16 protein-coding genes and 1 pseudogene are annotated in these 20397 nt (G+C 71.9%); 3 read left to right on the top strand and 14 right to left on the bottom strand.

From position 1 onward, the window contains the following. Window positions 1-3: 3 nt before the first annotated feature. From hypF to AB5J55_RS03515, 13 genes and pseudogenes are all read right to left on the bottom strand, one after another. Entirely contained in the window at window positions 4-2337 is a 2334-nt protein-coding gene (gene hypF / locus AB5J55_RS03575) for a carbamoyltransferase HypF (RefSeq protein ID WP_369269236.1), read from the bottom strand. After that, entirely contained in the window at window positions 2334-3095 is a 762-nt protein-coding gene (gene hypB / locus AB5J55_RS03570; protein ID WP_369269235.1) for a hydrogenase nickel incorporation protein HypB, read from the bottom strand. Before hypB ends, hypF begins: the two co-directional genes overlap by 4 nt. Window positions 3096-3133: 38 nt before the next feature. Then, window positions 3134-3721 carry a hydrogenase maturation protease gene (locus AB5J55_RS03565; protein WP_369269234.1) on the bottom strand — a complete coding sequence of 196 codons (588 nt, stop codon included), beginning with the start codon at window positions 3719-3721 and terminating at the stop codon, window positions 3134-3136. Beyond that, the gene (locus AB5J55_RS03560; protein ID WP_369269233.1) at window positions 3718-5463 is read right to left on the bottom strand and encodes a hydrogenase maturation protein; all 1746 of its coding nucleotides are present in this window, start codon (window positions 5461-5463) and stop codon (window positions 3718-3720) included. Before AB5J55_RS03560 ends, AB5J55_RS03565 begins: the two co-directional genes overlap by 4 nt. A gap of 132 nt (window positions 5464-5595) precedes the next feature. After that, complete coding sequence (locus tag AB5J55_RS03555; protein WP_369276079.1) at window positions 5596-6447, bottom strand: PaaX family transcriptional regulator C-terminal domain-containing protein; 852 nt, start codon at window positions 6445-6447, stop codon at window positions 5596-5598. Window positions 6448-6499: 52 nt separating this feature from the next. Beyond that, entirely contained in the window at window positions 6500-7918 is a 1419-nt protein-coding gene (locus AB5J55_RS03550) for an alpha/beta hydrolase family protein (protein WP_369276078.1), read from the bottom strand. Next, window positions 7918-9285 (bottom strand): MFS transporter, encoded by a 1368-nt coding sequence (locus tag AB5J55_RS03545; protein ID WP_369269232.1) that lies wholly within the window; start codon window positions 9283-9285, stop codon window positions 7918-7920. Before AB5J55_RS03545 ends, AB5J55_RS03550 begins: the two co-directional genes overlap by 1 nt. A 113-nt stretch (window positions 9286-9398) precedes the next feature. Beyond that, on the bottom strand, window positions 9399-9563 hold the full coding sequence (locus tag AB5J55_RS03540; protein ID WP_369269231.1) for a hypothetical protein: 165 nt from the start codon (window positions 9561-9563) through the stop codon (window positions 9399-9401). A gap of 168 nt (window positions 9564-9731) precedes the next feature. After that, window positions 9732-9986, bottom strand: a complete 255-nt coding sequence (locus AB5J55_RS03535) for an EF-hand domain-containing protein (RefSeq protein ID WP_369269230.1) — start codon at window positions 9984-9986, stop codon at window positions 9732-9734. Between the two features lie 89 nt (window positions 9987-10075). After that, window positions 10076-11149: a FecCD family ABC transporter permease gene (locus tag AB5J55_RS03530; RefSeq protein WP_369269229.1), complete on the bottom strand. Its 1074-nt coding sequence runs from the start codon at window positions 11147-11149 to the stop codon at window positions 10076-10078. Then, window positions 11146-12150 (bottom strand): FecCD family ABC transporter permease, encoded by a 1005-nt coding sequence (locus tag AB5J55_RS03525; RefSeq protein ID WP_369269228.1) that lies wholly within the window; start codon window positions 12148-12150, stop codon window positions 11146-11148. The genes AB5J55_RS03530 and AB5J55_RS03525 overlap by 4 nt, the downstream gene beginning before the upstream one ends. Before the next feature lie 61 nt (window positions 12151-12211). Then, window positions 12212-13255, bottom strand: coding sequence for an ABC transporter substrate-binding protein (locus AB5J55_RS03520; protein WP_369269227.1), 1044 nt, complete (start codon window positions 13253-13255; stop codon window positions 12212-12214). Window positions 13256-13436: 181 nt separating this feature from the next. After that, window positions 13437-15071: pseudogene (locus AB5J55_RS03515) on the bottom strand (cellulase family glycosylhydrolase). Between the two features lie 198 nt (window positions 15072-15269). Here AB5J55_RS03515 and AB5J55_RS03510 point away from each other — a divergent pair. Continuing rightward, a complete protein-coding gene (locus tag AB5J55_RS03510; RefSeq protein ID WP_369269226.1) occupies window positions 15270-16055 on the top strand; it encodes a cyclase family protein in 786 nt (261 codons plus the stop codon). After that, a complete protein-coding gene (locus AB5J55_RS03505) occupies window positions 16052-17692 on the top strand; it encodes a thiamine pyrophosphate-binding protein (protein WP_369269225.1) in 1641 nt (546 codons plus the stop codon). The genes AB5J55_RS03510 and AB5J55_RS03505 overlap by 4 nt, the downstream gene beginning before the upstream one ends. Window positions 17693-17762: 70 nt before the next feature. Here AB5J55_RS03505 and AB5J55_RS03500 read toward each other — a convergent pair whose 3' ends face one another. Continuing rightward, window positions 17763-19208, bottom strand: coding sequence for a glyceraldehyde-3-phosphate dehydrogenase (locus AB5J55_RS03500; RefSeq protein ID WP_369269224.1), 1446 nt, complete (start codon window positions 19206-19208; stop codon window positions 17763-17765). A gap of 133 nt (window positions 19209-19341) precedes the next feature. On the opposite strand from AB5J55_RS03500, the gene AB5J55_RS03495 reads away from it, so the two are divergent. Continuing rightward, window positions 19342-20301, top strand: coding sequence for a LysR family transcriptional regulator (locus AB5J55_RS03495; RefSeq protein WP_369269223.1), 960 nt, complete (start codon window positions 19342-19344; stop codon window positions 20299-20301). The last annotated feature ends 96 nt before the right edge of the window (window positions 20302-20397 follow it).

The following is a 20397-nucleotide window of genomic DNA, read 5'->3' as shown; positions in this document are numbered from 1 at the left end:
GGGTCACTCCTTCTGTCGTTCGTGCGCCGCGACCACCAGCTGGCCGAGGGCCAATCCGCCGTCGTTGGGCGGCACTTCGCCGTGCCGGAGCACCGTGAGGCCGTCCCCGGTCAGCAGCCGCGTGCACTCCTCCTCCAGCAGCGCGTTGGCGAACACTCCGCCGCTGAGGGCGACGGTGGTCAGTCCGGTGTCCTGGCGCGCCCGCCGGCAGACCGCCACGACGGCCCGCGCCACGCCGCGGTGGAAGCGCGCGGCGAGTACGGGAGCCGGGGTGCCGCGGCGCAGATCGTCGAGCAGCGCGCCGAGCACGGGCGCCGGGTCGCAGGCGCCGCCGGCGAGTCCGAAGGCGTACGCCGAGGTGTCGGCGTCCCAGGCCGCCGCGGCGGCGGCCTCCAGCTCCATGGCGGCCTGCGCCTCGTACTGGGCGCGATGACAGACGCCGACGAGTGACGACACCGCGTCGAAGAGCCGGCCCATGCTGGAGGTCGCCACACAGGCCAGACCGCGCTTCAACTGGCGTTCCAGCAAAGCCAGTTCGTCGGAAGCGCAGGCGGACACGCTGGGCAGGTCCGCCTCCCACCGCAGACCTGCCGCCCACAGCCGCGCCAGCGCCAGGCGGCACGGGTTGGCCACACCCGCGTCGCCACCGGGGAGCGGGGCGGGCGTGAGGTGGCCGAAGCGCCGGAAGCCGGTGTAGTCGGCGAGCAGGATCTCACCGCCCCAGACGGTGCCGTCGTCGCCGTAGCCCGTGCCGTCGAAGGCGACGCCGATCACGGTGGTGCTGCCGTCGAGGCCGTGTTCGGCCATCGCCGATGCGATGTGCGCGTGGTGATGCTGGACGAACACCGGGGAATGCGCGGGCAGTTGGGACGCCCTCTGCCGGGCCCAGCGCGAGGAGTGGTATCCCGGGTGCCGGTCGGCGGCGACGAGCTCCGGGCTGACGCCGGTCAGGGACCGCAGCTGCGACTCGGCCCGCCGGGCTGCCTCCAGGGTGGCCAGCTCGCCCATGTCGCCGATGTGCGGGCCGAACCAGGCGTGGTCGCCCTCACCGAGGCACAGCGCGTTCTTCAGATCGCCGCCCACGGCGAGCGCGGGCCGCACCGCGACCGGCAGCCTCAGCGGGCGGGGTGCGTAACCCCGGGACCGGCGCAGCACCTGCTCCGTGCCGTCGGGGCGTACGCGCAGCAGGGAGTCGTCGCACGGCGACGCGATGGGCCGATCGTGGGCCAGCCAGGCGTCGGCCAGACCGGCCAGCCGGTCCACGGCCTCGTCGTCGTCCGTGACGATCGGCTCCCCCGAGCGGTTGCCGCTCGTCATGACCAGCACCCGCGGTCCCGGCGGATCGCCGGGCAGGCCGAACAGCAGGGCGTGTACGGGGGTGTAGGGCAGCATCACACCGACGTGCGGGCTGCCCGGGCAGACGCCGGGCGCGAGGGTGTCGTGCTCCGAGCGCCGGCACAGCAGGACGATGGGACGCCGGGGGCTGGTGAGGGCGGCCGTCTCGGCCGCGGACGGCACGGCGATCCGCCGTACGACATCGAGGTCCGCGCACATCACCGCGAACGGTTTGCCGCCGCGTGCCTTGCGGGTGCGCAGCGTGTCGACGGCTCGTGCGTCCGTGGCGTCGCACGCCAGGTGATAGCCGCCGAGGCCCTTCACGGCGACGATCCCCCCGGCGGCGAGCAGCGCCCGTGCCGCTGCCAGGGCATCGGCTTCACGCACGGGCCGGACACCGCTCCCGGCAGCGGGCACCAGGCGCAGCCGAGGGCCGCAGTCGGGGCAGGCCACGGGCTGGGCGTGGAAGCGGCGGTCGCCGGGATCGGCGTACTCCCGGGCGCAGTCGGGGCACATCGGGAAGCCGGCCATGGTCGTGACCGCCCGGTCGTACGGCATGCCCGTGGCGATGGTGAAGCGCGGCCCGCAGTGCGTGCAGGTGACGAACGGGTGCCGGTGGCGGCGGTCGGCCGGATCGGCCAGCTCCCGCAGGCAGTCGGCGCAGGTCGCCGTGTCGGGCGGCAGGAGCGTGCGGCCGGGGGAGCGGTCGGTGGAGCGGATGGTGAAGGCGTCGTCGGCACCGGTGACGGGCAGGTCCTCGAACCCGACGGCGGTGACGGAGGCCAGCGGCGGGGGCTGGGCGGCCAGCCTTTCGCAGAAGTCGACGACACCGTCCGGCGGGCCCTCCACCTCGATCAGGACACCGGCGGCCGTGTTGCTCACGAACCCCGCCAGCGCGAGATCGGAGGCCAGGCGGTGTACGTACGGGCGGAATCCCACGCCCTGCACCGTGCCGCGCACGGTGACGCGGCGGCGAACCGCCTGTGCGGTGGGCGCCGTCACGAGACGCGGCCGGCCGCGAGGCCGGAAGCGGCGTCCTCATGCGTGTGGCTGTGGGTGTGGGTGTGCGGACGGGGGGCCAGCGGAGGCCGGTGGACCGCGGCCCCGTCCCGCACCGCGAGCACCCGGTCGAGGAGGGTGTCGACCCCGTCGCCGGTCCGGGCGCAGGAGAACATGAGCTCCACGCCGGGGTTGACCCGCTGGATGTTGGCGGCGAAGGCGGCCTGGTCGAACCCGGCGGGCCCGGCCAGGTCGGTCTTGGTGAGCACCACCAGGTGGGCGGAGCCGAAGGCCGTGGGGTACTTCAGCGGCTTGTCCTCGCCCTCCGTCACGGCCATCAGCACGATCCGCAGGCTCTCACCGAGGTCGTAGGAGGCCGGGCAGACGAGGTTGCCGACGTTCTCCACGAAGAGCAGCGAGGTGCCCTCCGGCAGCCAGCTCTCCACGTGCCCGCGCAGCTGCCGGGCCTCCAGATGGCACAGCCCGTCGGTCAGCAGCTGTTTCACCGGCGCTCCCGAACGGGCGAGCCGGTGAGCGTCGTTGTCGGTCGCCAGGTCGGCGGTGAGGGCGGCCACGGGGATGCCCCGCTCCACCGCCCTGGTCAGAACCTGCCCGAGCAGTTCCGTCTTGCCGCTGCCCGGGCTGGACAGCAGGTTGGCCACGCTCACACCACGCCGGGCCAGTTCCTCGCGCAGGCTCGCGGCCAGATCGTCGTTCTTCGCCAGGACGGCCTCAGTGACCTCGTCCACGGAATCGCACATGCGCGCTGCTCCCAGCGGGGGATCGGGGGTTCGGACCGCTATCGATCCTCCGCGCCCTCGGCCACCAGGCGCGGGAGACCGGCCGCGCACGGGTCCGTGGATTCCTCCGGGCGGCTCAACGGGGGCGTGGCCGCCGGGTCGGCGAGCAGCACCGGGACCATCGTGTGCAGGGCGGCGACGGCCCGTTCGATGGCGTCGCGCACGGTCGCGCTGATGCCCGGCGCGATGTCCTCGTCGCCGAGCGGCCGCAGCTCGGGCTCGCAGGCGAGGACGAGGACGCGTGGGAGCGGCTCGTCGCCCAGGTGGCCGGCCAGCGCCAGGACCTTCGCCGGGTCCATGCCGTGCGCCTCGGGAACGGGCCCGCCCGCGGTGCCGTCCGGAAGCTCCGGCTCGATGAGCGACAGGGTGCCCGGCTCGTGTCCCCGTACGGACGCGTCGACCAGCACGGCCGTGTCGTAGCCGTCGAGCAGCTCGTACGCCAGGTCCATGCCGCGGATGCCGAAGTCCCGCACCCGCACCTCGGGCGGCAGCGGGCGCCTCTCCAGGGCGCGGATCACCTCGGGACCGAAGGCGTCGTCCGCGAGGAAGATGTTGCCGACGCCGGCCACCAGCAGACGGGTGCTCATCGCGCGCCCCCCGTGGCCAGCGGGTTGGCGGAGCCGCTCGGCTGCTTGCGGACGAAGGCCGAGCGCAGGGCGTGGTACGGGGCACGCGGGTCGAAGAAGATGGCGCGCATGCGCGCGAGTTCGTCCCGCCGGTACTCGCCGAGCGGTCGCCGCGCGTCGTCCGCCCGCCGTGCCGCGGCCTTCGCGGCGATCCGTGCCCTGAGGTCCGGGGCCTGGGCGAGGGCGGCAGCCAAGTGCTCGACCTCCCCGGCGAAGTCCTGCGCCGGGACCGGCACCAGACGGTCCACCAGCCCGATCCGTGCGGCCGTCACCGCGCTCACCGGCAGTGCCTCGGTCGTCAGCCGGGCGGCCGTCTCGGCTCCGGTGCGGCGCGGCAGGGTGTACGTCCAGTACTCCGACCCGTACAGACCCATGCGCCGGTAGTGCGGGTTGAGGACGCTGCCCGTGCGGCACCAGACATGGTCGGCGGCCAGGGCGAGCATCACGCCGCCGGCGGCCGCGTTGCCGCCGAGGGCGGCGACCACCAGGCGGTCGGTCGTCCGCAGCACCGCCTCGACCAGGTCGTTCATGGCGTTGAGGTTGGCCCACGACTCGCCCGCCGGGTCGGCCGATGCCTCGATGACGTTCAGATGGATGCCGTTGGAGAAGAAGTCGCGGGCTCCGCCGAGCACCAGCACCGAGGTGGGGCGGGTGAGCGCGCGCCGGTACGCGGCGAGCAGCCTGCGGCACTGGTCGGTGCTCATCGCCCCGCCCGGGAAGGAGAAGGACAGGAAGCCGACCTCGCCGTACTGCCGGTAGCGGATGTCGGTCCAAGTGGTGCGCTCGGGGGGCAGTTCGAGCGGGGCGGCGTCCTCCGGCAGCCAGTGCGGGCCGCCGTCATGGCGTGGCGTCCCCTGACCGGTGCCGGGCGGAGCCGGGAAGCCGGCGAGCACGGAGGCCGCGGGGCGGCGGAACGGCGCCGGGTCGCCGGAGTTCTTGCGGGGGCGCAGCTCCGGGATCCACACCGCGCCGTCCCGGGTGGCCCGGCAGACCGCGCCGGACCGCGTCGCGAGCAACGCGCCGGGGCGTCCGCGCAGCCGGTCCTCGCCGTGCCCGCCGTGCAGGAACACCTCCCGGCCGCACAGCTCGTCCAGGACACCCGGCTGCGAGTCGGCCCCACGGAGCTTGCGCAGCACCGTCGCGGTGCTGTCGTTCTCCCAGTCGATCCGCCGCCGCTCCTGGCGGAGGAAGTCGCGCCACACCACGGCAATCCCGGGATCGCTCTGTGCCTTCGGCTTGAACGACCCGTCGACGAAACGTTCCACCGCCAGCAGCACGGCGGCCGTGGCGGCGTCGGAGACCTCGTTGCGGTACAGGTCGCTCTTGCCGACCGTCGGCACCGGGAAGGAGCCGTCCGCCCAGATGTCGCCCGCGTCCATCGCCGCCTCGGCCTGAAGTACCGTCACGCCCCAGCGCGACGCCTCCTCGGCGATCGACCAGTCGAGGGAGGACGGGCCGCGGTCGCCGGGTGGGCCCGGGTGCACGATCAGGCAGGTGTGCTCCTGCCACACGTCCTCCGGAAGCGCCGTCTTCAGCATCGGCGCGATGACCAGCTCCGGCCGCGTTTCGCGTACGGCGGCCCGGACCGCTTCGGGTCCGTGCGAGGCGAGTACGACCTCGACCCGGTGTCCCTGGTCGGACAGTTCGGCGTACACACGCTGGGACAGGCTGTTGAACGCGCTGGCGACGAGCAAGATGTCCATGACATGGCATGTTCGCCGGTCGGGGGAGGGCTGCGAAGGACCACGGCGGCGTTTCGCGAGTCGCCGCCGGTTCCCGTCCGCCATCCGGATCGCATTCCCGGCCGGGTCGCGCGGCTGCCCGGCGCCGCTCGCCTACCCGAACGGGGTGGTCTCCAGCAACTCGCCGGCCATCCGCCGCGCGGGCAGCTCGGTGTGCTCGGCGACGCGCCGGAAGGTCTCCTGGGCGGCGCGGGCCGGCCACTCGGGGGGAAGGTGCCGGGCGGGCAGCCTCGGGTCCGTGCGGATGGTCCAGAGCCATTCGCTGACCAGCCGCAGCCGGGTTCCGATCGGGTCGTCCCCGGGCCCGGCGTCGAGGTGGGCCGTCCACCGCTTGTCGAAGGTGACGTAACGAGCGGCGATGCTCTCCAGGTCCCAGGTGCCGTGGATCATCTGCGCGATGTCGGTGCTGTCGTCCGCCAGGGCGTGGAAGATCTTGACGTGGTCGGCCAGCTCGAGCTCCGAGACCACGGCGGCGACGTCGACCCTCCCGGGGGCGATCCACAGCCCGCTGTACAACGCGCCGAATCCGGACCAGGCCAGCCGGGAGCGCAGGTCGTGGCGCCGCCGTTTCCAGGAGTCGGGGAGGGAGAAGCCGAGCAGCGTCCAGGAGCCGTCCCAGTCGTCGTTGACCGCGCCCTGCTTCCAGATGCGGGTACGGCCGTCCTCGAGGACGCGCGTCGCCTGCGGGGTCAGGCCGAAGAACATCTTGCGGCCCTCGCGCCGGCGCCGCAGCAGACCGCGGTTGACCATGCGGGTGAGCGTGGAGCGAACGGCCTGTTCGCCGACCCCGACGCGGCCGAGCACCTCGATGATGCTGCCCGAGTAGACGCACAGGTCGCCCTCGTCCAGGACGTGATTGCCGAAGAAGGCGAGCATGAGCGACTGCGGGCGCGGCTGCGGGCCCTCCGAGGTGACCTGGGCGTCCAGGATGTCGTCGTCCTCCACGGTGCACAGCGTACGACCGCCCACCGACAGCGCGGCGGGCGGTCGTACGGCATCACCGGCCGTCGGCGGGGTGGGCAAGGTCGTAGGGGCGCGGGTACGGCGCCGGGTGGTACGGCACGTAGCGCGTTGGCGAGGTCGGATCGGCCTCCGTGGCACGGGAGTTGAGGGACTTCGAGTCGGTGCCGACCCAGCTGCCGGCCGAGAGGCGGTCCTCCAGGGTGTGCAGGGCGGCGAGCTGCTCGGCGGGGCTGAAGGTGCAGTGGCCGGCGTTGTCGGTGTACGCCTGCCGCAGCCGGGACGCCGACCCGGCGGCGGTGACGGCCCGCTTCAGGGCGCTCTCCGTCTGGACGGGGACGAGGGCGTCGCCGATGGTGTGGACCGACAGCTGCGGTTTGGCCAGCTTGCCGGTGAAGGAGCTGGTGCCGCTCATCCACGCCACGGCGTTCGGGTCGGCGCTGATGCGCGGGGCGCGGTTGAGAGTGGCGAGGTCGGCGCGCAGGGACAGGCCGGCCTTCCGGTACAGCTCGGTGACCTCCTTGCGGACGGAGGACCGGCCGAGCAGCTTCGCGTAGTCGACGCCGGTGTTCCACGACATGTTGCCGCCCGCCCGCGCCTCCGCCTCCTGCCGCCGGTTGAAGGCGGCGATCTGCAGCAGGCCCTTGACCGCCTCGTACTGGTTGGCCTGCTGGGTTTCCCCGTCGGTCGCCGTCGGCCGGGGCTGCGTGGGCTGGTTCCAGACGGGGATGTTGTGCAGGGCGGCGGCGAGGGCGATCCTGGCCCGCCCCTCGGCCGTCGTCTGCGCCGAGTCGACCACGGAGGTCAGGGTGTCGGCCGCGTCGTCGGCGGCCCTTTGATCGGCGATGTTCACCAGCGGGACGTCGGTGCCGGGCGCGAGGAGCGTCTTGATGGCGAAGACGGGATCGAGGGTGTTGTTCCAGTTGGCCACCCCGCCGTGGACCAGGCCGCACAGCGAGATCGAACCGTCGATCCGCTCCGGATGCCGCTCGGCGATGGCGGTGGTGACGAGTCCGCCGTACGACCGCCCCCAGGCGATGGTGCGGGAGGCCGTCCCGAAGCGTTCGGTGAAGGCGGTCAGGGTGGCGAGCTGATCGGGAACCGCGTCCGTCACAGCCCAGCCGGTGGTGGCGTAGGAGGAGCCGGCGAGGGCGTATCCGTTCCTGAGGAGCAGAGCCTTCGTGGCGTCGTCCGGGGCGTCCTGGGCGGGGTTGGCCGGGCCGGTCGCGTAGCCGTGGCTGAACAGCAGGACGGTGCCGTTCCAGTGGGCGGGCACGTCCATCATGTACGTGGCACCCGAGGGGAGTCGGCCGTCGACGTGGGTCGTGTCGGAGGCGGCCGCAGCGGTCGTGGCGGGCAGCGCCCCGACGGCGAGCAGGAGGGCGGCCGCACCGGCGATGCGGGTCCGGCGGCGGGTCCGGTGTACGTGCGGTTGCGGGGGCGCGGTCGTGGTCATCACGCGGAAATCCCCTCCGTCCGGCGGGCGTTGGGGCGTCCGGGAGCCGAGCCGGACAGGGACGTGCGGCTGGTCTCGCGCACGAACCAGACGGTCAGCGCGGTGATGAGTGAGCCCCCGCAGATCAGCAGGGCGACGGGGGTGCCGTTGCCGCTGCCGGCCACCAGGCTGCCGGCGAGCATCGGGGAGAAGCCGGCGCCGATCAGGGTGGCGCCCTGGTAGCCGAGCGAGGCTCCGGTGTAGCGGACCCGGGTGCCGAACATCTCGGTGAGCAGGGCGCCCAGCGGGCCGTACATCACGGACTGGGCGAGGCCGTGACCGAGGACGACGGCGAGGATCAGCAGGCCGGGCGACTTCGAGTCGACCAGGGCGAGGACGGGGAAGGCGAGCGCGGCCGAGGTGAGGGCTCCGGCGAGGACGACCGGGCGGCGGCCGACGCGGTCGGACAGCGCGGAGGCGCAGGGCAGGACGACCAGGGCGACGCAGGCGGAGACCGTGAGCGCGGTGAGCACCTGCGGGCGGGCGTATCCGATGCCGGTGGCGTACGCGATCAGGTAACTGGTCAGCAGGGACTGGGCGGTGAAGGCGCCGATGCCGACACAGCAGGCCAGCAGCAGCGGCCGGGGGCGCCGCAGTACGTCGACGATCGGCAGCCGCGCCTCGGTGCGGTCCTTCTTCACCTCGGCGAAGAGCGGACTCTCGACCACCTTCAGCCGGACGAAGAGGCCGACGCCGAGCAGCACCACGCTCAGCAGGAACGGCACGCGCCAGCCCCAGGCCGTGAACTGGTCCCTGGGCATGGCGACCACGAAGGTGACGACGAGGGAGGAGAGCAGGGAGCCGAGCGGGGCTCCCATCTGCGTGAAGCTCGACCACAGACCGCGGCGGCGCTCCCCTGCGTGCTCGACGACCATGAGCGTGGCGCCGCCCCACTCACCGCCGATGGCGATGCCCTGCAGGACACGCAGGGTGATCAGCAGGACCGGCGCCCAGACGCCGATCGTGCCGTACGTGGGCAGCAGGCCGATGAGGAAGCTGGCGCCGCCCATCAGGCCCATCGTGAGCAGCAGCATGGACTTGCGGCCGAGCCGGTCACCGAAGTGCCCGAAGAGGATGCCGCCGAGCGGGCGGGCGACATAGCCGGCGGCGAACGTGCCGAACGCGGCGATGGTGCCGACGGCCGGGTCCGCGCCCGGGAAGAACAGCTCGCCGAAGACCAGGGCGGCGACCGTGCCGTAGACGAGGAAGTCGTAGAACTCCACGGCGGTACCGAGCAGCCCGGAGAGGGCGACCCGGCGCAGCTGCCGGGCGCGTTCGGGGTTCGAGGGCGAGGGTGGTGACGGTGATGCGACGGGGGACGGGGGCATCGCGGTCTCCCTTGAAGGGGGGAAGGACACCGCGAAGGTAGGCTCTATGGTGACTGCCGTCAATAAAGTGCACAACATTGACGCGGGGCGCAGGCGCTGACGGGCGGCGCTCGTCAGGCGCAGGTGTCGGGCTGGGGGGCGACCTGCACGGCCGTGCCGGCCCCGGCGCTGAGGATCGTGCGGCGGCCGAAGGCCAGATGGGCGCAGATGGGCACGCCGACGGCGAGCAGCGCGTACCAGGTGCCGTGCGGGTCGGTCGTGCTCGCCGAACCGCGCATTCGTCCGAGCGCGGCGAAGGGGACGGCGGCTACCGGGCGGTGATCGACGTCGCCTCCGTGGGCCGTTCCTGTGAGGTGCTGATCGACCTCAATCCGGAGGCGCGGGACGCGGAGACGGTCGGGCCCTTCGAGGAGGGGAGAGCAGCAGCGCTATGCGCGCATCCCGTATCACTGCCAGCCGAAGCGGCGGTCCACCACCGCTGCGAACTCCTCCAGGGTCAGCACCTCGTCCCCGTTCTGGTCGGCCGCGTCGAACAACGCCGACGAGGCGTACTCGTCTCCCACGGCCCAGATCGGCAGATCTCCAGAAGCGGCCAGGGACGGGCCCTTGCTGCGCAGAGCGATGATCACCTCTTCGCGGGTCAGGGTCCCGTTCTCGTCGAGGTCGAGTGCCTCGAACAGCTTCCGGGCCTTTTCGCTCATCGTGTCACCCTCGTTCCTGTCGCCGGCCATCGGGCCGACCCACCCCGTTACCAGATGAGAACGCCTTTTCCCCCGCTCGGGTTCCCTTTTCAGCGACGAATGCGAGTGCGGGCGATCAGCCACATCAGATACGGCGCCCCGACGGCCGCCGTGAGGACACCCACGGGCAGCTCGACCGGGGAGAACATCCGGCGGGCCAGTACGTCCGCGACGAGCACGATCGTGGCTCCGGTCAGGGCGGAGGAGAGCAGCGGGATCTGGGCGGTGCGGGTCAGCCGGTGGGCGATCTGCGGGGCGAGCAGCGCCACGAAGTCGACCGGGCCGGCGGCGCCGGTCGCCACGGAGGCCAGCACGACGCCGAGCGCGGTCAGACCCAGCCGCACAGGACCGAGCCGCACGCCCAGCGCGGTGGCCGTGCTGTCGTCCAGGGACACCATGCGCTGCGCGTACGCCGCCCACAGCAGGGCCGGCACCAGTGCCAGCAGGATCCAGGCGAGCGGCGCGGCCTGGTCATAGCCCCGGCCGTTGAGGGAGCCGGTCAGCCACACCTTGGCCTGCTGGGCGACCAGATAGTCGCCCTTGGTGAGAAACAGCCTGGTCAGCGAGCCGAGAGCGATGGACACGCCGATTCCGACGAGTACGAAGCGTGTCGCGTGCAGACCACCCCGCCAGGCGAAGGCATAGACGAGCGCGGCGGCCGAGAGCCCGCCCAGGACCGAGACGTACGGCAGGACGGTGTACGACGTGAGCCCGAAGGTCATCGCGGTCACCGTCGCCGCGCCCGCGCCGTGCGTGACGCCGATGACGTCCGGACTGGCGAGCGAGTTGCGGGCGACGGTCTGGATCAGTGCGCCGGAGACGCCGAACGCCGCGCCGACCAGCAGACCCGTCACCAGGCGGGGCAGGCGCAACGTGCCGACGACGAGTTCGTCGGGGCTCGGCTGCCCGAGCAGCACCCGCACGACCTCCGTGGGCGAGACGTACGACTCGCCGACGCACAGCGACACGACGACCGTCACCGCAAGTACGGCGGCCAGCAGCACCGCGACGGCACACGCCCGGCGGTGCAGCAGGAAGCTGCCGTCCCGCACGTGGACAACGGTGTAGCCGCGGGGGCGGAGGCGACGGGGTGCGGGGGCGGTTCGATCGAGGGGCTGGGTCACGCCGGCACCGTTGCCTTCCTGCGTACCAGCGCGACCAGGAACGGCACGCCGAGCAACGCGGTCATCACGGCCACCGGCACCTCCGAGGGTGCGAAGAGGACACGGCCGAGCACGTCCGACACGAGGATCACCGTAGGGCCCAGCAGCGCGGACAGGGCCAGCACCCACCGGTGGTCGGCGCCCACCAACGCCCGGGCGATGTGCGGGACGGCGAGCCCGACGAACGCGATCGGACCGGCGACCGCGACGGCGACCCCGGTCAGCACGGTCGCGGCGAGCGCGCCTACGGCACGCAGGAGCGCGACCCGGTGACCGAGCCCTCTGGCCGCGTCGTCCCCGAGCGCCAGGGCGTCCAGCCCCCGCGCAATGACGGCGACCAGCAGCAGCCCGACGAGGACGAACGGCCAGGTCTGCGCGACGACATCACCGTCCCGGCCGCCGATCGTGCCGACGTCCCAGAAGCGGAACTCGTCGAGGGCGCGGGCGTCGGTGGTGACGATGGCGGACACCACGGAGGCGATGAAGGCGTTCATCGCGGCCCCGGCCAGCGCCAGTTTGACCGGCGAGGCACCCCCGCGTCCGCTGCCCGCCACCGCATACGCGGCCACCGCGGCCAGCCCCGCACCGGCGAACGCGAACCACACATAACCGGCCGGCGAGTGCACCCCGAGGAACGCGATCGCGCAGACGACACCCAGTGAGGCGCCCTGGCTGACTCCGAGAACGCCGGGCTCGGCGATCGGGTTGCGGGTGATGCCCTGCATGACGACCCCGGCCACCGCGAGGGCGAGCCCGACCATCACGCCGATGACCGTGCGGGGAACCCGCAGCGCCCGCACGACCTGCGCGTTGTCGCTGGTGCCGCCGTGCAGGAGGGCGTCGAACACCTGGGCCGGCGGGATCTGCCGACTGCCGAGCGCGAGGCTCAGCAGGGCGGCGACCAGCAACAGGAGCATGCCCGCGACCGTCCAGGCGATACGACGCCGGGTGGTACGGGACATGCGGTTCCTCTTGCTGTTGGTCGCGCTGCCGTGCGGCAGCCGAATCCCCTGTACGAGGGCCCTACTTGGTGAGGTACTTCTCCAGGTCCGCGAGGACCTCGTCGGCCGCGGTGACGCCCAGACCCAGGTACCAGGTCTCGTCCGGAACGTCGTACGCGTGGCCGGCCTTGACCGCCTTGAGGTTCTTCCACAGCGGGTTGCCCTGCGCGCGGGACTTGTCGGTGGCCTTCGCGTCGCCGTACACGCCGGTGAAGATGTAGTCCGCGTCGGCCTGGTCGATGTTCTCGGCGCTGACCTCGGCGGCCAGGTCCTCGATGTCCTGGTTCTTCGGGCGCGGGATGCCGGCGTCCTTGAGGATGGTGCCGATGAACGAGGCGTTGGCGTACAGCCGGATCACACCGTCGGGCAGGTAACGCACCATCGACACGGTCGGCTTGTCGGCACCCAGCTTGGCGTCGAGCGCGTCGACGTTCTTGTCGTAGGCGGCGAGCTTCGCCTTGGCGTCGGCGGTCTTGTCCAGGGCCGCGGCGTTCAGGAGGTAGTTCTCCTTCCACGTGAAGCCGGGGCGGATGGAGAAGACGGTGGGCGCGATCTTCGACAGCTCGTCGTACTTGTCCGCGGCGCGCAGCTGGCTGCCGAGGATCAGGTCCGGCTTGAGGCCTGCGATCGCCTCCAGGTTGAGGTTGTTGATCGTGCCGACGTTCTTGGGGGTGCCGGCGTCCTTCTTGAGGTAGGACGGCAGTTCGGGGGAGCCCTCGGTGGGGGCGAGGCCGACCGGCTTGACGCCGAGCGAGACGACGTTGTCGAGCTCGCCGACGTCCAGGACCACCACACGCTTGGGCTGGGAGTCGATGACCGTCTCGCCCATGGCATGCTCGATGGTGCGCGGCCACTGGCCCGGCTTGGCGTCGGTGCCCAGCGCGGCGGTCTTCTCGGCGGCGGACGCGAAGTCCTTGCCGCCCTTGGCCACGTCCTTCTTGCTGCCGGACCCGGCCGCGGAACCCGCGTTGTCCGAGCCGTCGTTGGAGCTGCCACAGGCCGCGAGGGACAGTGCGGCGGCGACGGCAAGAGCGACGGCGGCTGTGCCGCGGCGCCGGTGAAGCATGACAGGGCTCCCTCATGGTGCACATGTGGCCGTCAATTAGGCCAGGCTCACCTTATCCGCATGATCTCCGTGTGCCGTACACGAGGGCTGTGTGGTTCCTGTCACGGTCCTGTGCCGGGGACGCGGGGCTTCCTTGGCGCCCTGACCTGCCAGGACGCCAAGGATTGCGAGCGGGTGCGGGTCAGGTCAGCGAGCAGGCGGAGTCGTTGAGCGTGAAGGCGGCCGGGCTCGGGTTGGTGCCGCCCTTCGTGGCCGTGAAGCCCAGGGTGACCGAACCGGCGGGGGCGATCGACGCCGTGTACGGCGCGGGTGTGACGCTCACGCCGGTGCCGCGCTGCGTCGCGGTGCCGCCCCACAGATTGCTGACGCGCTGGCTGTCCGGGAAGGTCCAGCGCAGCGTCCAGCCGTTGACGGCCGAGCTGCCGGTGTTGCGGAGGACGATCTCGCCCTGGAAGCCGCCGGGCCACTCGTTCGCCACCCGGTAGGCGACGCCGCATCACGCCGACGAGCCTGCGGACGACGTCGTGACCGCCAGCGTGCCCGAGCGCTGAGAGCGGTTGGCCGCAGCGTCGCGCGCGTAAACGGCGAAGGAGTAGGCGGTCGCCGGGGCGAGGCCGGCGACCGTGGCGGAGGTGCCGGTCGTCGTGGTGGCGGCGGTCTCGGTCCCGCCGCCGACGCGGACGACGTCGTAGCCGGTCACACCGTTCGCGTCGGTCGAGGCGCTCCACTTCAGGGTGACGGACGAGGACGTGGCGGCGGAGGCGGTCGGCGTCCCGGGGGCGGTCGGGGGAGTGGTGTCGCCCGTGGAAGAGGAGTAGACGGTGGCCTTTTCGGACGTGGCGGCGATGCCGTTCGCGCCGTTGAAGAGCCGCTGCCCCCATGAAGTCAGCTGGTTGGGGTCGAAGTTCGTGACCATGTCCAGGTGCTCGACCCCGCCGCCTCGCCGCTCCAGGACCAGCCGAGATAGTCGAGGCCGAGCTGCTGGGTGATGGCGAGGACGGTGTCCTCGTCGGGGTCGCCGTCCGAGTGGCTGTGGCCGAACTCGCCCACGACGATGGGGAGTTCGGCCGTCACGAAGCGGTTCAGACAGTCGCTGGTCTCGGCGGCCGTGTCGAAGGCGCCGTACATGTGGATGGAAAGGACGGTGTTGGCGTCCGGATCGGAGGCGAGGGCCGAGGCGGTGTTGTCGCGCATCGTGAATGCCCAGTCCTGACCCCAGTTGGGTGCGTCGACCATGATGGTGTGCCGGAAACCGGCGGTGCGCAGCTTCTGGATGGCTGCCTTGGTGTCGGCCGTCCACGCCGTGCAGTTCGTGTTGCCGTACGGCTCGTTGCCGATGTTGACGACGACGTAGTCCTCCTGGCCGAGCAGCGCGCTCTGCACGCCGATCCGGTAGTCGGCGGCCCGGGAGAGCGTGACGGCGCCGCTCTGTTCGCCATAGCCCGTGGTGTCGTGGACCTCCAGGACACAGATGAGCCGGTTCTGCTTGCACTGGGCGACGACGTTCGCCACGTCGGCGGTGTCGTTGCGGGTCCAGCGGTCACCGCTGGAGAGGGACTACCCGCACCGTGTTCGCGCCCTTGGCCTTGATGTGGGCGAGGGAGCTGATGCGGTCCGGGTACCAGGTGTGGGCATGGTTGACGCCCCGCATGACGAAGTCGTTCCCGTTCGCCTCCAGCAGCCGGCCGTTCGCGATGCGCAAGCCCGGCGGCGCGGCATGTGCGGGCGTGACGAGGGCAAGCAGCGGGAGGAGAAGTCCCAGGAGGGCTGCGGCTACGGTGACCGGCCGCGGGGCGGCGGGGATGCGGAATCGCATGGCGGCTCCAGGAGAGGGGAGTTGGGGGGCGGGGGAGTGTCAGGTGTGGCCCTCGCCGCCGTGCCGTCGGCGGCCGTGCCGCCGGTGCGAGTGGGAGCGCTCCCATAGCCCATCAGGCCACTGTTGTCATTGACGCGTCAAGGGGCGGGAAGTGCGGCTGCGATGCTGTCATGGAGAGCACCGACCGAGGAGGCGCCCATGCCCGAGCCGTCCGTCCTTGCCGCGCTGGTGTCCGGGTTGCGGGGTGGATCGATCGAAGTCGTCGACCTCACCTCGCCCCTGTCGTCCTCGACACCGGTGATCCAACTGCCGCCCCAGTTCGGGCAGACCGCCGTCTTCGAGCTGGAGGAGATCAGCCGGTACGACGACCGCGGCCCCGCCTGGTACTGGAACAACTTCCGCAGCGGCGAGCACACCGGCACCCACTTCGACGCCCCCAACCACTGGGTCACCGGCAAGGACCTCGCCGACGTGGCCTCGGTGCCGGCCGGCAAGCTGATCGCACCGGCGGTCGTCCTGGACTTCACCGCCGAGGTGGCCAAGAACCCCGACTTCCTGGTCGGGGTCGACGACGTGAAGGCCTGGGAAGCCGAGAACGGCCCGTTGCCCGAAGGCGGTTGGCTGCTGCTGCGCACCGGCTGGGACGCCCGGTCGCACTCCCAGGAGGCGTTCCTCAACGCCGACGAGAACGGGCCGCACACCCCCGGTCTGTCGGTGGAGTGCGCCCGTTGGGTGGCCGAGGAGTCGCCGGTGATCGGGCTCGGCGTCGAGACGGTGGGCACGGATGCCGGGGGCGCGCACTCGTTCGAGCCCGCCTTTCCGTGCCACTCCTACCTCATGGGCAGCGGCAAGTACGGTCTGACGCAGTTGCAGAACCTCGCCGCGCTGCCGCCGACCGGCGCCGTCGTCATCGCCGGACCGCTGCCCATCGTCACCGGCTCCGGGGCTCCGGCACGGGTGCTGGCCCTGGTGGAGCGCTCGTGAACGTCGCGGAAGCGGTCGGCCGGGCGCTGTGCGCGGCCGGGGTCGACCAGGTCTTCGGGGTGGTCGGATCGGGCAACTTCCACGTGACGAACGCGATGGTCGCGGCGGGGGCGCGGTTCGTCGCCGCACGCCATGAGGGCGGCGCGGCGACGATGGCCGACGCGTACGCCCGGACCAGCGGCACGGTCGCCGTCGTGAGCGTGCATCAGGGGCCCGGTCTGACCAACGCGATGACCGGAATCACGGAGGCGGCGAAGAGCCGTACGCCACTCGTCGTGCTGGCCGCCGAGGTGACCGAGCCCCGGTCCAACTTCTATGTCGACCAAGAGGCGTTGGCGCGCGCGGTGGGCGCCGTCACGGTTCGGGTCACGTCGGCGGAGGAAGCGGTCGAGCAGGCATGCGCGGCGGTACGGCTGGCGGTGGGGGAGCGGCGTACCGTCCTGCTCAACCTTCCGCTGCCGGTGCAGGCGCTGGACGTGCCCGACGGTGCCCTAGCCCAGGCGGCGCCCCCGCCGCAGCGGGCCGCGGTCGAGCCGGACGCCGACCAGGTGGCTGCCTTGTCCCGGCTGCTCGGGCAGGCCCGACGGCCCGTCTTCGTGGCCGGCCGCGGAGCACGCGGGCCGGGCTGTCGCGAGGCCCTGGAGGCGCTCGCCGAACGGCACGGCGCGCTACTGGCGACCTCGGCCGTCACCCACGGGCTCTTTCACGCAAACCCCTGGTCCCTGGGCATCTCCGGCGGCTTCGCCTCACCCTTGGCCGCCGAACTGCTCCAGGGCGCGGACCTGATCGTCGGCTGGGGCTGCGCCCTCAACATGTGGACGATGCGGCACGGCAACCTCATCGGTGCCGACGCGACCGTCGTACAGGTCGACGACGAGTCCTCGGCGCTCGGCGCGCACCGGCCGGTGCATCTCGGTGTCACCGGAGACGCCGGGCTCACCGCGCGCCAGGTGTTCGAGGCGGGTGACGGTCAGCGGCAGGGGTATCGGACCACGGAAGTCCGTGCGGCCATCGCGGCGCGCGTGCGGCTGCGTGACGTGCCGTACGAGGACAGGAGCACGCGGGAGCGGATCGATCCGAGGACGTTGAGCATCGCGCTCGACGACATCCTGCCCGCGGAGCGGGTGGTCGGCGTGGACTCCGGCAACTTCATGGGCTACCCGAGCGCGTACTGGTCGGTGCCCGACGAGAAGGGCTTCTGCTTCACGCAGGCCTTCCAGTCGATCGGCCTGGGGCTGGCGACCGCGATCGGGGCGGCGCTGGCACAGCCGGACCGGCTGCCCGTGGCGGCGCTCGGGGACGGGGGCGCGCTGATGAGTGCCGTGGATCTGGACACCGTGCGCCGGCTCGGACTGCCGATGGTGGTCGTCGTGTACGACGACGAGGCCTACGGTGCCGAGGTGCACCACTTCGGCCCGCACGGACACCCGCTGGACACGGTGCGCTTCCCGCCGACGGACATCGCCGCCGTGGGGCGGGGCTACGGCTTCGAGGGGGTGACCGTTCGGACCCGGGCCGACCTGAAGGCCGTCGTGGACTGGGTCGCCGGGCCGCGCAGCGCGCCGTTGCTCGTCGACGCCAAGGTCGTCGCCGATCGAGGGTCGTGGTGGCTGGAGGAAGCCTTCCGCGGCCACTGAGGGCTCCGCGAGCGCCGACCCGCCTGCCGCAGCTCAGCGCAGGGCGACAGACGGGTCGACGTGGGCGGGATCAGACCGCCGGGGCCGGGTAGGTCGGGTACTCCACCCCGGAGACGTGCTGGACGACGCGGATGACCTGGCAGGAGTAGCCGAACTCGTTGTCGTACCAGAGGTAGAGGATCGCGTTGTCGCCCTCCACCTTCAGCGCGCCGGCGTCGATGATCGAGGCGTGGCGCGAGCCGATGAAGTCGCTGGAGACCGCGTCGGGGGCCGTGATGAAGTCGATCTGGCGGCGCAGCGGCGAGGTCAGCGACACATCACGCAGGTGGTCGAGGACCTCCTCGCGCGTCGTCTCCCGCTTGAGCTGGAGGTTCAGGATCGCGATCGACACGTCCGGCACCGGGACACGGATCGAGCTGCCGGTGATCCGAGCCTTGAGGTCGGGCAGCGCCTTGGCGACGGCGGAGGCGGCGCCGGTCTCGGTGATGACCATGTTCAGCGGCGCGGAGCGGCCACGGCGCTCGGACTTGTGGTAGTTGTCCAGCAGGTTCTGGTCGTTGGTGAACGAGTGGACGGTCTCCACGTGACCGCGCAGCACGCCGTACTCGTCCTCCATCGCCTTCAGCGGCGGGACTATGGCGTTGGTGGTGCAGGAGGCGCAGGACAGGATCTGCTCGTCCGGCTTGAGGGTGTCGTGGTTGACGCCGTGCACGATGTTGGGGACATCGCCCTTGCCCGGCGCGGTCAGGACGACCTTGTCGATGCCGGGGCGCAGGTGCTCGGACAGGCCCTCGCGGTCGCGCCACTTGCCGGTGTTGTCGATGAGGATGGCGTTCTTGATGCCGTACGCGGTGTAGTCGACTTCGGACGGGTCGTTCGCGTAGATCACCTTGATCGCGTTGCCGTTGGCGAAGATCGTGCTGCTCGCCTCGTCCACGGTGATCGTGCCCTGGAACTGGCCGTGGATGGAGTCGCGGCGCAGCAGCGAGGCGCGCTTGACGATGTCCTGCTCGCCGCCGCCGCGCACGACGATGGCACGCAGGCGCAGGCCGTTGCCCGAGCCGGACTTCTCGATCAGCAGGCGGGCGACGAGGCGGCCGATGCGGCCGAAGCCGTACAGGACGACGTCGCGGCCCTCGCGGCGCTCGATCTTGTTGGCTCCGGTGGCACCGGCGACGGCCTCGGCGGTGAACGCCTCGACGGTCAGGCCGCGGTCGTCGGCCTTGTACGTCGCGGCCAGCATGCCGATGTCGATCTGCGACGGGCCGAGGTCGAGCGCGGTGAGGGCCTGCACGAACGGCAGCGTCTCGGTGACCGAGAGCTCCTCACCGGCGATCTGCCGGGCGAACCGGTGGGTCTTCAGGATGCTGACCACCGACTTGTTCACCAGGGAGCGGCTGTGGAGGAGGACGGTGACGTCCCGCTCCCGGTGCAGCTTCCCGATGAGCGGGATCATCGACTCCGCGATCTCCTCGCGGGTCTTCCAGTTGGTGAACGAGTCGTCGTTGACAGTCACGGGCCTATCTTTCGAGCTAGGTGGCGCTCATATGCTAACCGCAGGGTGCGACGATCGTTCAAAGGGGGGTCGGTGAGGTGGGAGAATGCCCCAGTTCTCGGGTTTTTTCCGGTATGCGGGGAAGGAGTGAAGGGTGGAGCTGGAGCTACGGCATCTGCGCGTGCTGTGTGCCATCGCGGACGCGGGGAGCGTAGGCCGGGCCGCGGCGGAGCTGGGCTACTCGCAGCCCGCGATGAGCACCCAACTCCGGCGCATCGAGCGGTACTTCGGTGAGCCCGTGTTCGTGCGAGGGTCGAGCGGTGTGCGGTTGACCGCGTACGGCTTCGAGGTGGTCGCCCAGGCCCGCGACGTCCTCACCCGTGCCGACGCCATCGGACGCCGGCCGGCCTCCGGCGCCGGGCCCTCGCGACGGACCCTGCGGGTGGCGGCGACCAACTCTCCGATGCTCGCGGGCATGCTGTCGGGTGTCCGTGCCCGGCTGCCGGACGTCTCGCTCGCGGTGAGCAGCGTGTACGCCTCCTCCCGGATCGTCGAACTGCTGGAGGAGGGCGGGGTGGACGTGGCCATCGCCGCGGACTACCCCGGCAGGGAGCTGGAGCACTCCGACGCCGTGGCCCATCGCGGGATCGTCACCGAGCCGAACTTCGTCGCCCTGCCGTCCCGCCACCCGCTCGCACACCGTGCTCAGGTCGCCCTCGCGGATCTGGCCGAGGAGGCCTGGTTCCTGACGCCGGACGACGGGGCCGGATGGCCCGGCGTCTTCCACGCGGCCTGCGCGGCGGCCGGCTTCAGCCCCTCGGCGGTGCACGAATTCCTGGGCGACCGGCTGGAGTTGCAGGGAATGATCGCCGACGGGCTCGGCGTCGCCGTCGTGCAGGCGACGACGCGCCCCATCCCGCAGGTCGTCGTCAAGCCGCTGATCGGTACGCCGCTGTGGTGCCGTTACGTACTGGCGTGGCGGCGTGACGTGGTCACCGAGGCGACGGCCGACGCACTGCTGCAATCCGCCACCGCCGCGTACCGTGAACTCGTCGCCCACTCCCCGCACTTGAGGACGTGGGCGGCCCGTACGTGGAACGTCAGCGAGGCATAGCTCCCGGCTCCACTTAGGTCACGCCCGCGACGTCGGCGTTATGGCCGATCAGTGCAATGTGCTATGTCACACGCCATTGTTGGGCCGGGCGGGCGT

Source organism: Streptomyces sp. R11 (assembly GCF_041051905.1).
Classification (GTDB): domain Bacteria; phylum Actinomycetota; class Actinomycetes; order Streptomycetales; family Streptomycetaceae; genus Streptomyces.
Note: the sequence above shows the minus strand (reverse complement) of the source record. Positions and strands in the feature narration are given on the sequence as shown.

What these genes read in the sequence shown, in the direction of transcription:
- AB5J55_RS03510 (WP_369269226.1), top strand. Translation starts at nt 15,270, where the DNA reads ATGCCCGAGCCGTCCGTCCTTGCCGCGCTGGTGTCCGGGTTGCGGGGT.
- AB5J55_RS03540 (WP_369269231.1), bottom strand. Translation starts at nt 9,563, where the DNA reads ATGCGCGGTTCGGCGAGCACGACCGACCCGCACGGCACCTGGTACGCG.
- AB5J55_RS03560 (WP_369269233.1), bottom strand. Translation starts at nt 5,463, where the DNA reads ATGGACATCTTGCTCGTCGCCAGCGCGTTCAACAGCCTGTCCCAGCGT.
- AB5J55_RS03525 (WP_369269228.1), bottom strand. Translation starts at nt 12,150, where the DNA reads ATGTCCCGTACCACCCGGCGTCGTATCGCCTGGACGGTCGCGGGCATG.
- AB5J55_RS03535 (WP_369269230.1), bottom strand. Translation starts at nt 9,986, where the DNA reads ATGAGCGAAAAGGCCCGGAAGCTGTTCGAGGCACTCGACCTCGACGAG.
- AB5J55_RS03565 (WP_369269234.1), bottom strand. Translation starts at nt 3,721, where the DNA reads ATGAGCACCCGTCTGCTGGTGGCCGGCGTCGGCAACATCTTCCTCGCG.
- AB5J55_RS03520 (WP_369269227.1), bottom strand. Translation starts at nt 13,255, where the DNA reads ATGCTTCACCGGCGCCGCGGCACAGCCGCCGTCGCTCTTGCCGTCGCC.
- hypB (WP_369269235.1), bottom strand. Translation starts at nt 3,095, where the DNA reads ATGTGCGATTCCGTGGACGAGGTCACTGAGGCCGTCCTGGCGAAGAAC.
- AB5J55_RS03550 (WP_369276078.1), bottom strand. Translation starts at nt 7,918, where the DNA reads ATGACCACGACCGCGCCCCCGCAACCGCACGTACACCGGACCCGCCGC.
- AB5J55_RS03545 (WP_369269232.1), bottom strand. Translation starts at nt 9,285, where the DNA reads ATGCCCCCGTCCCCCGTCGCATCACCGTCACCACCCTCGCCCTCGAAC.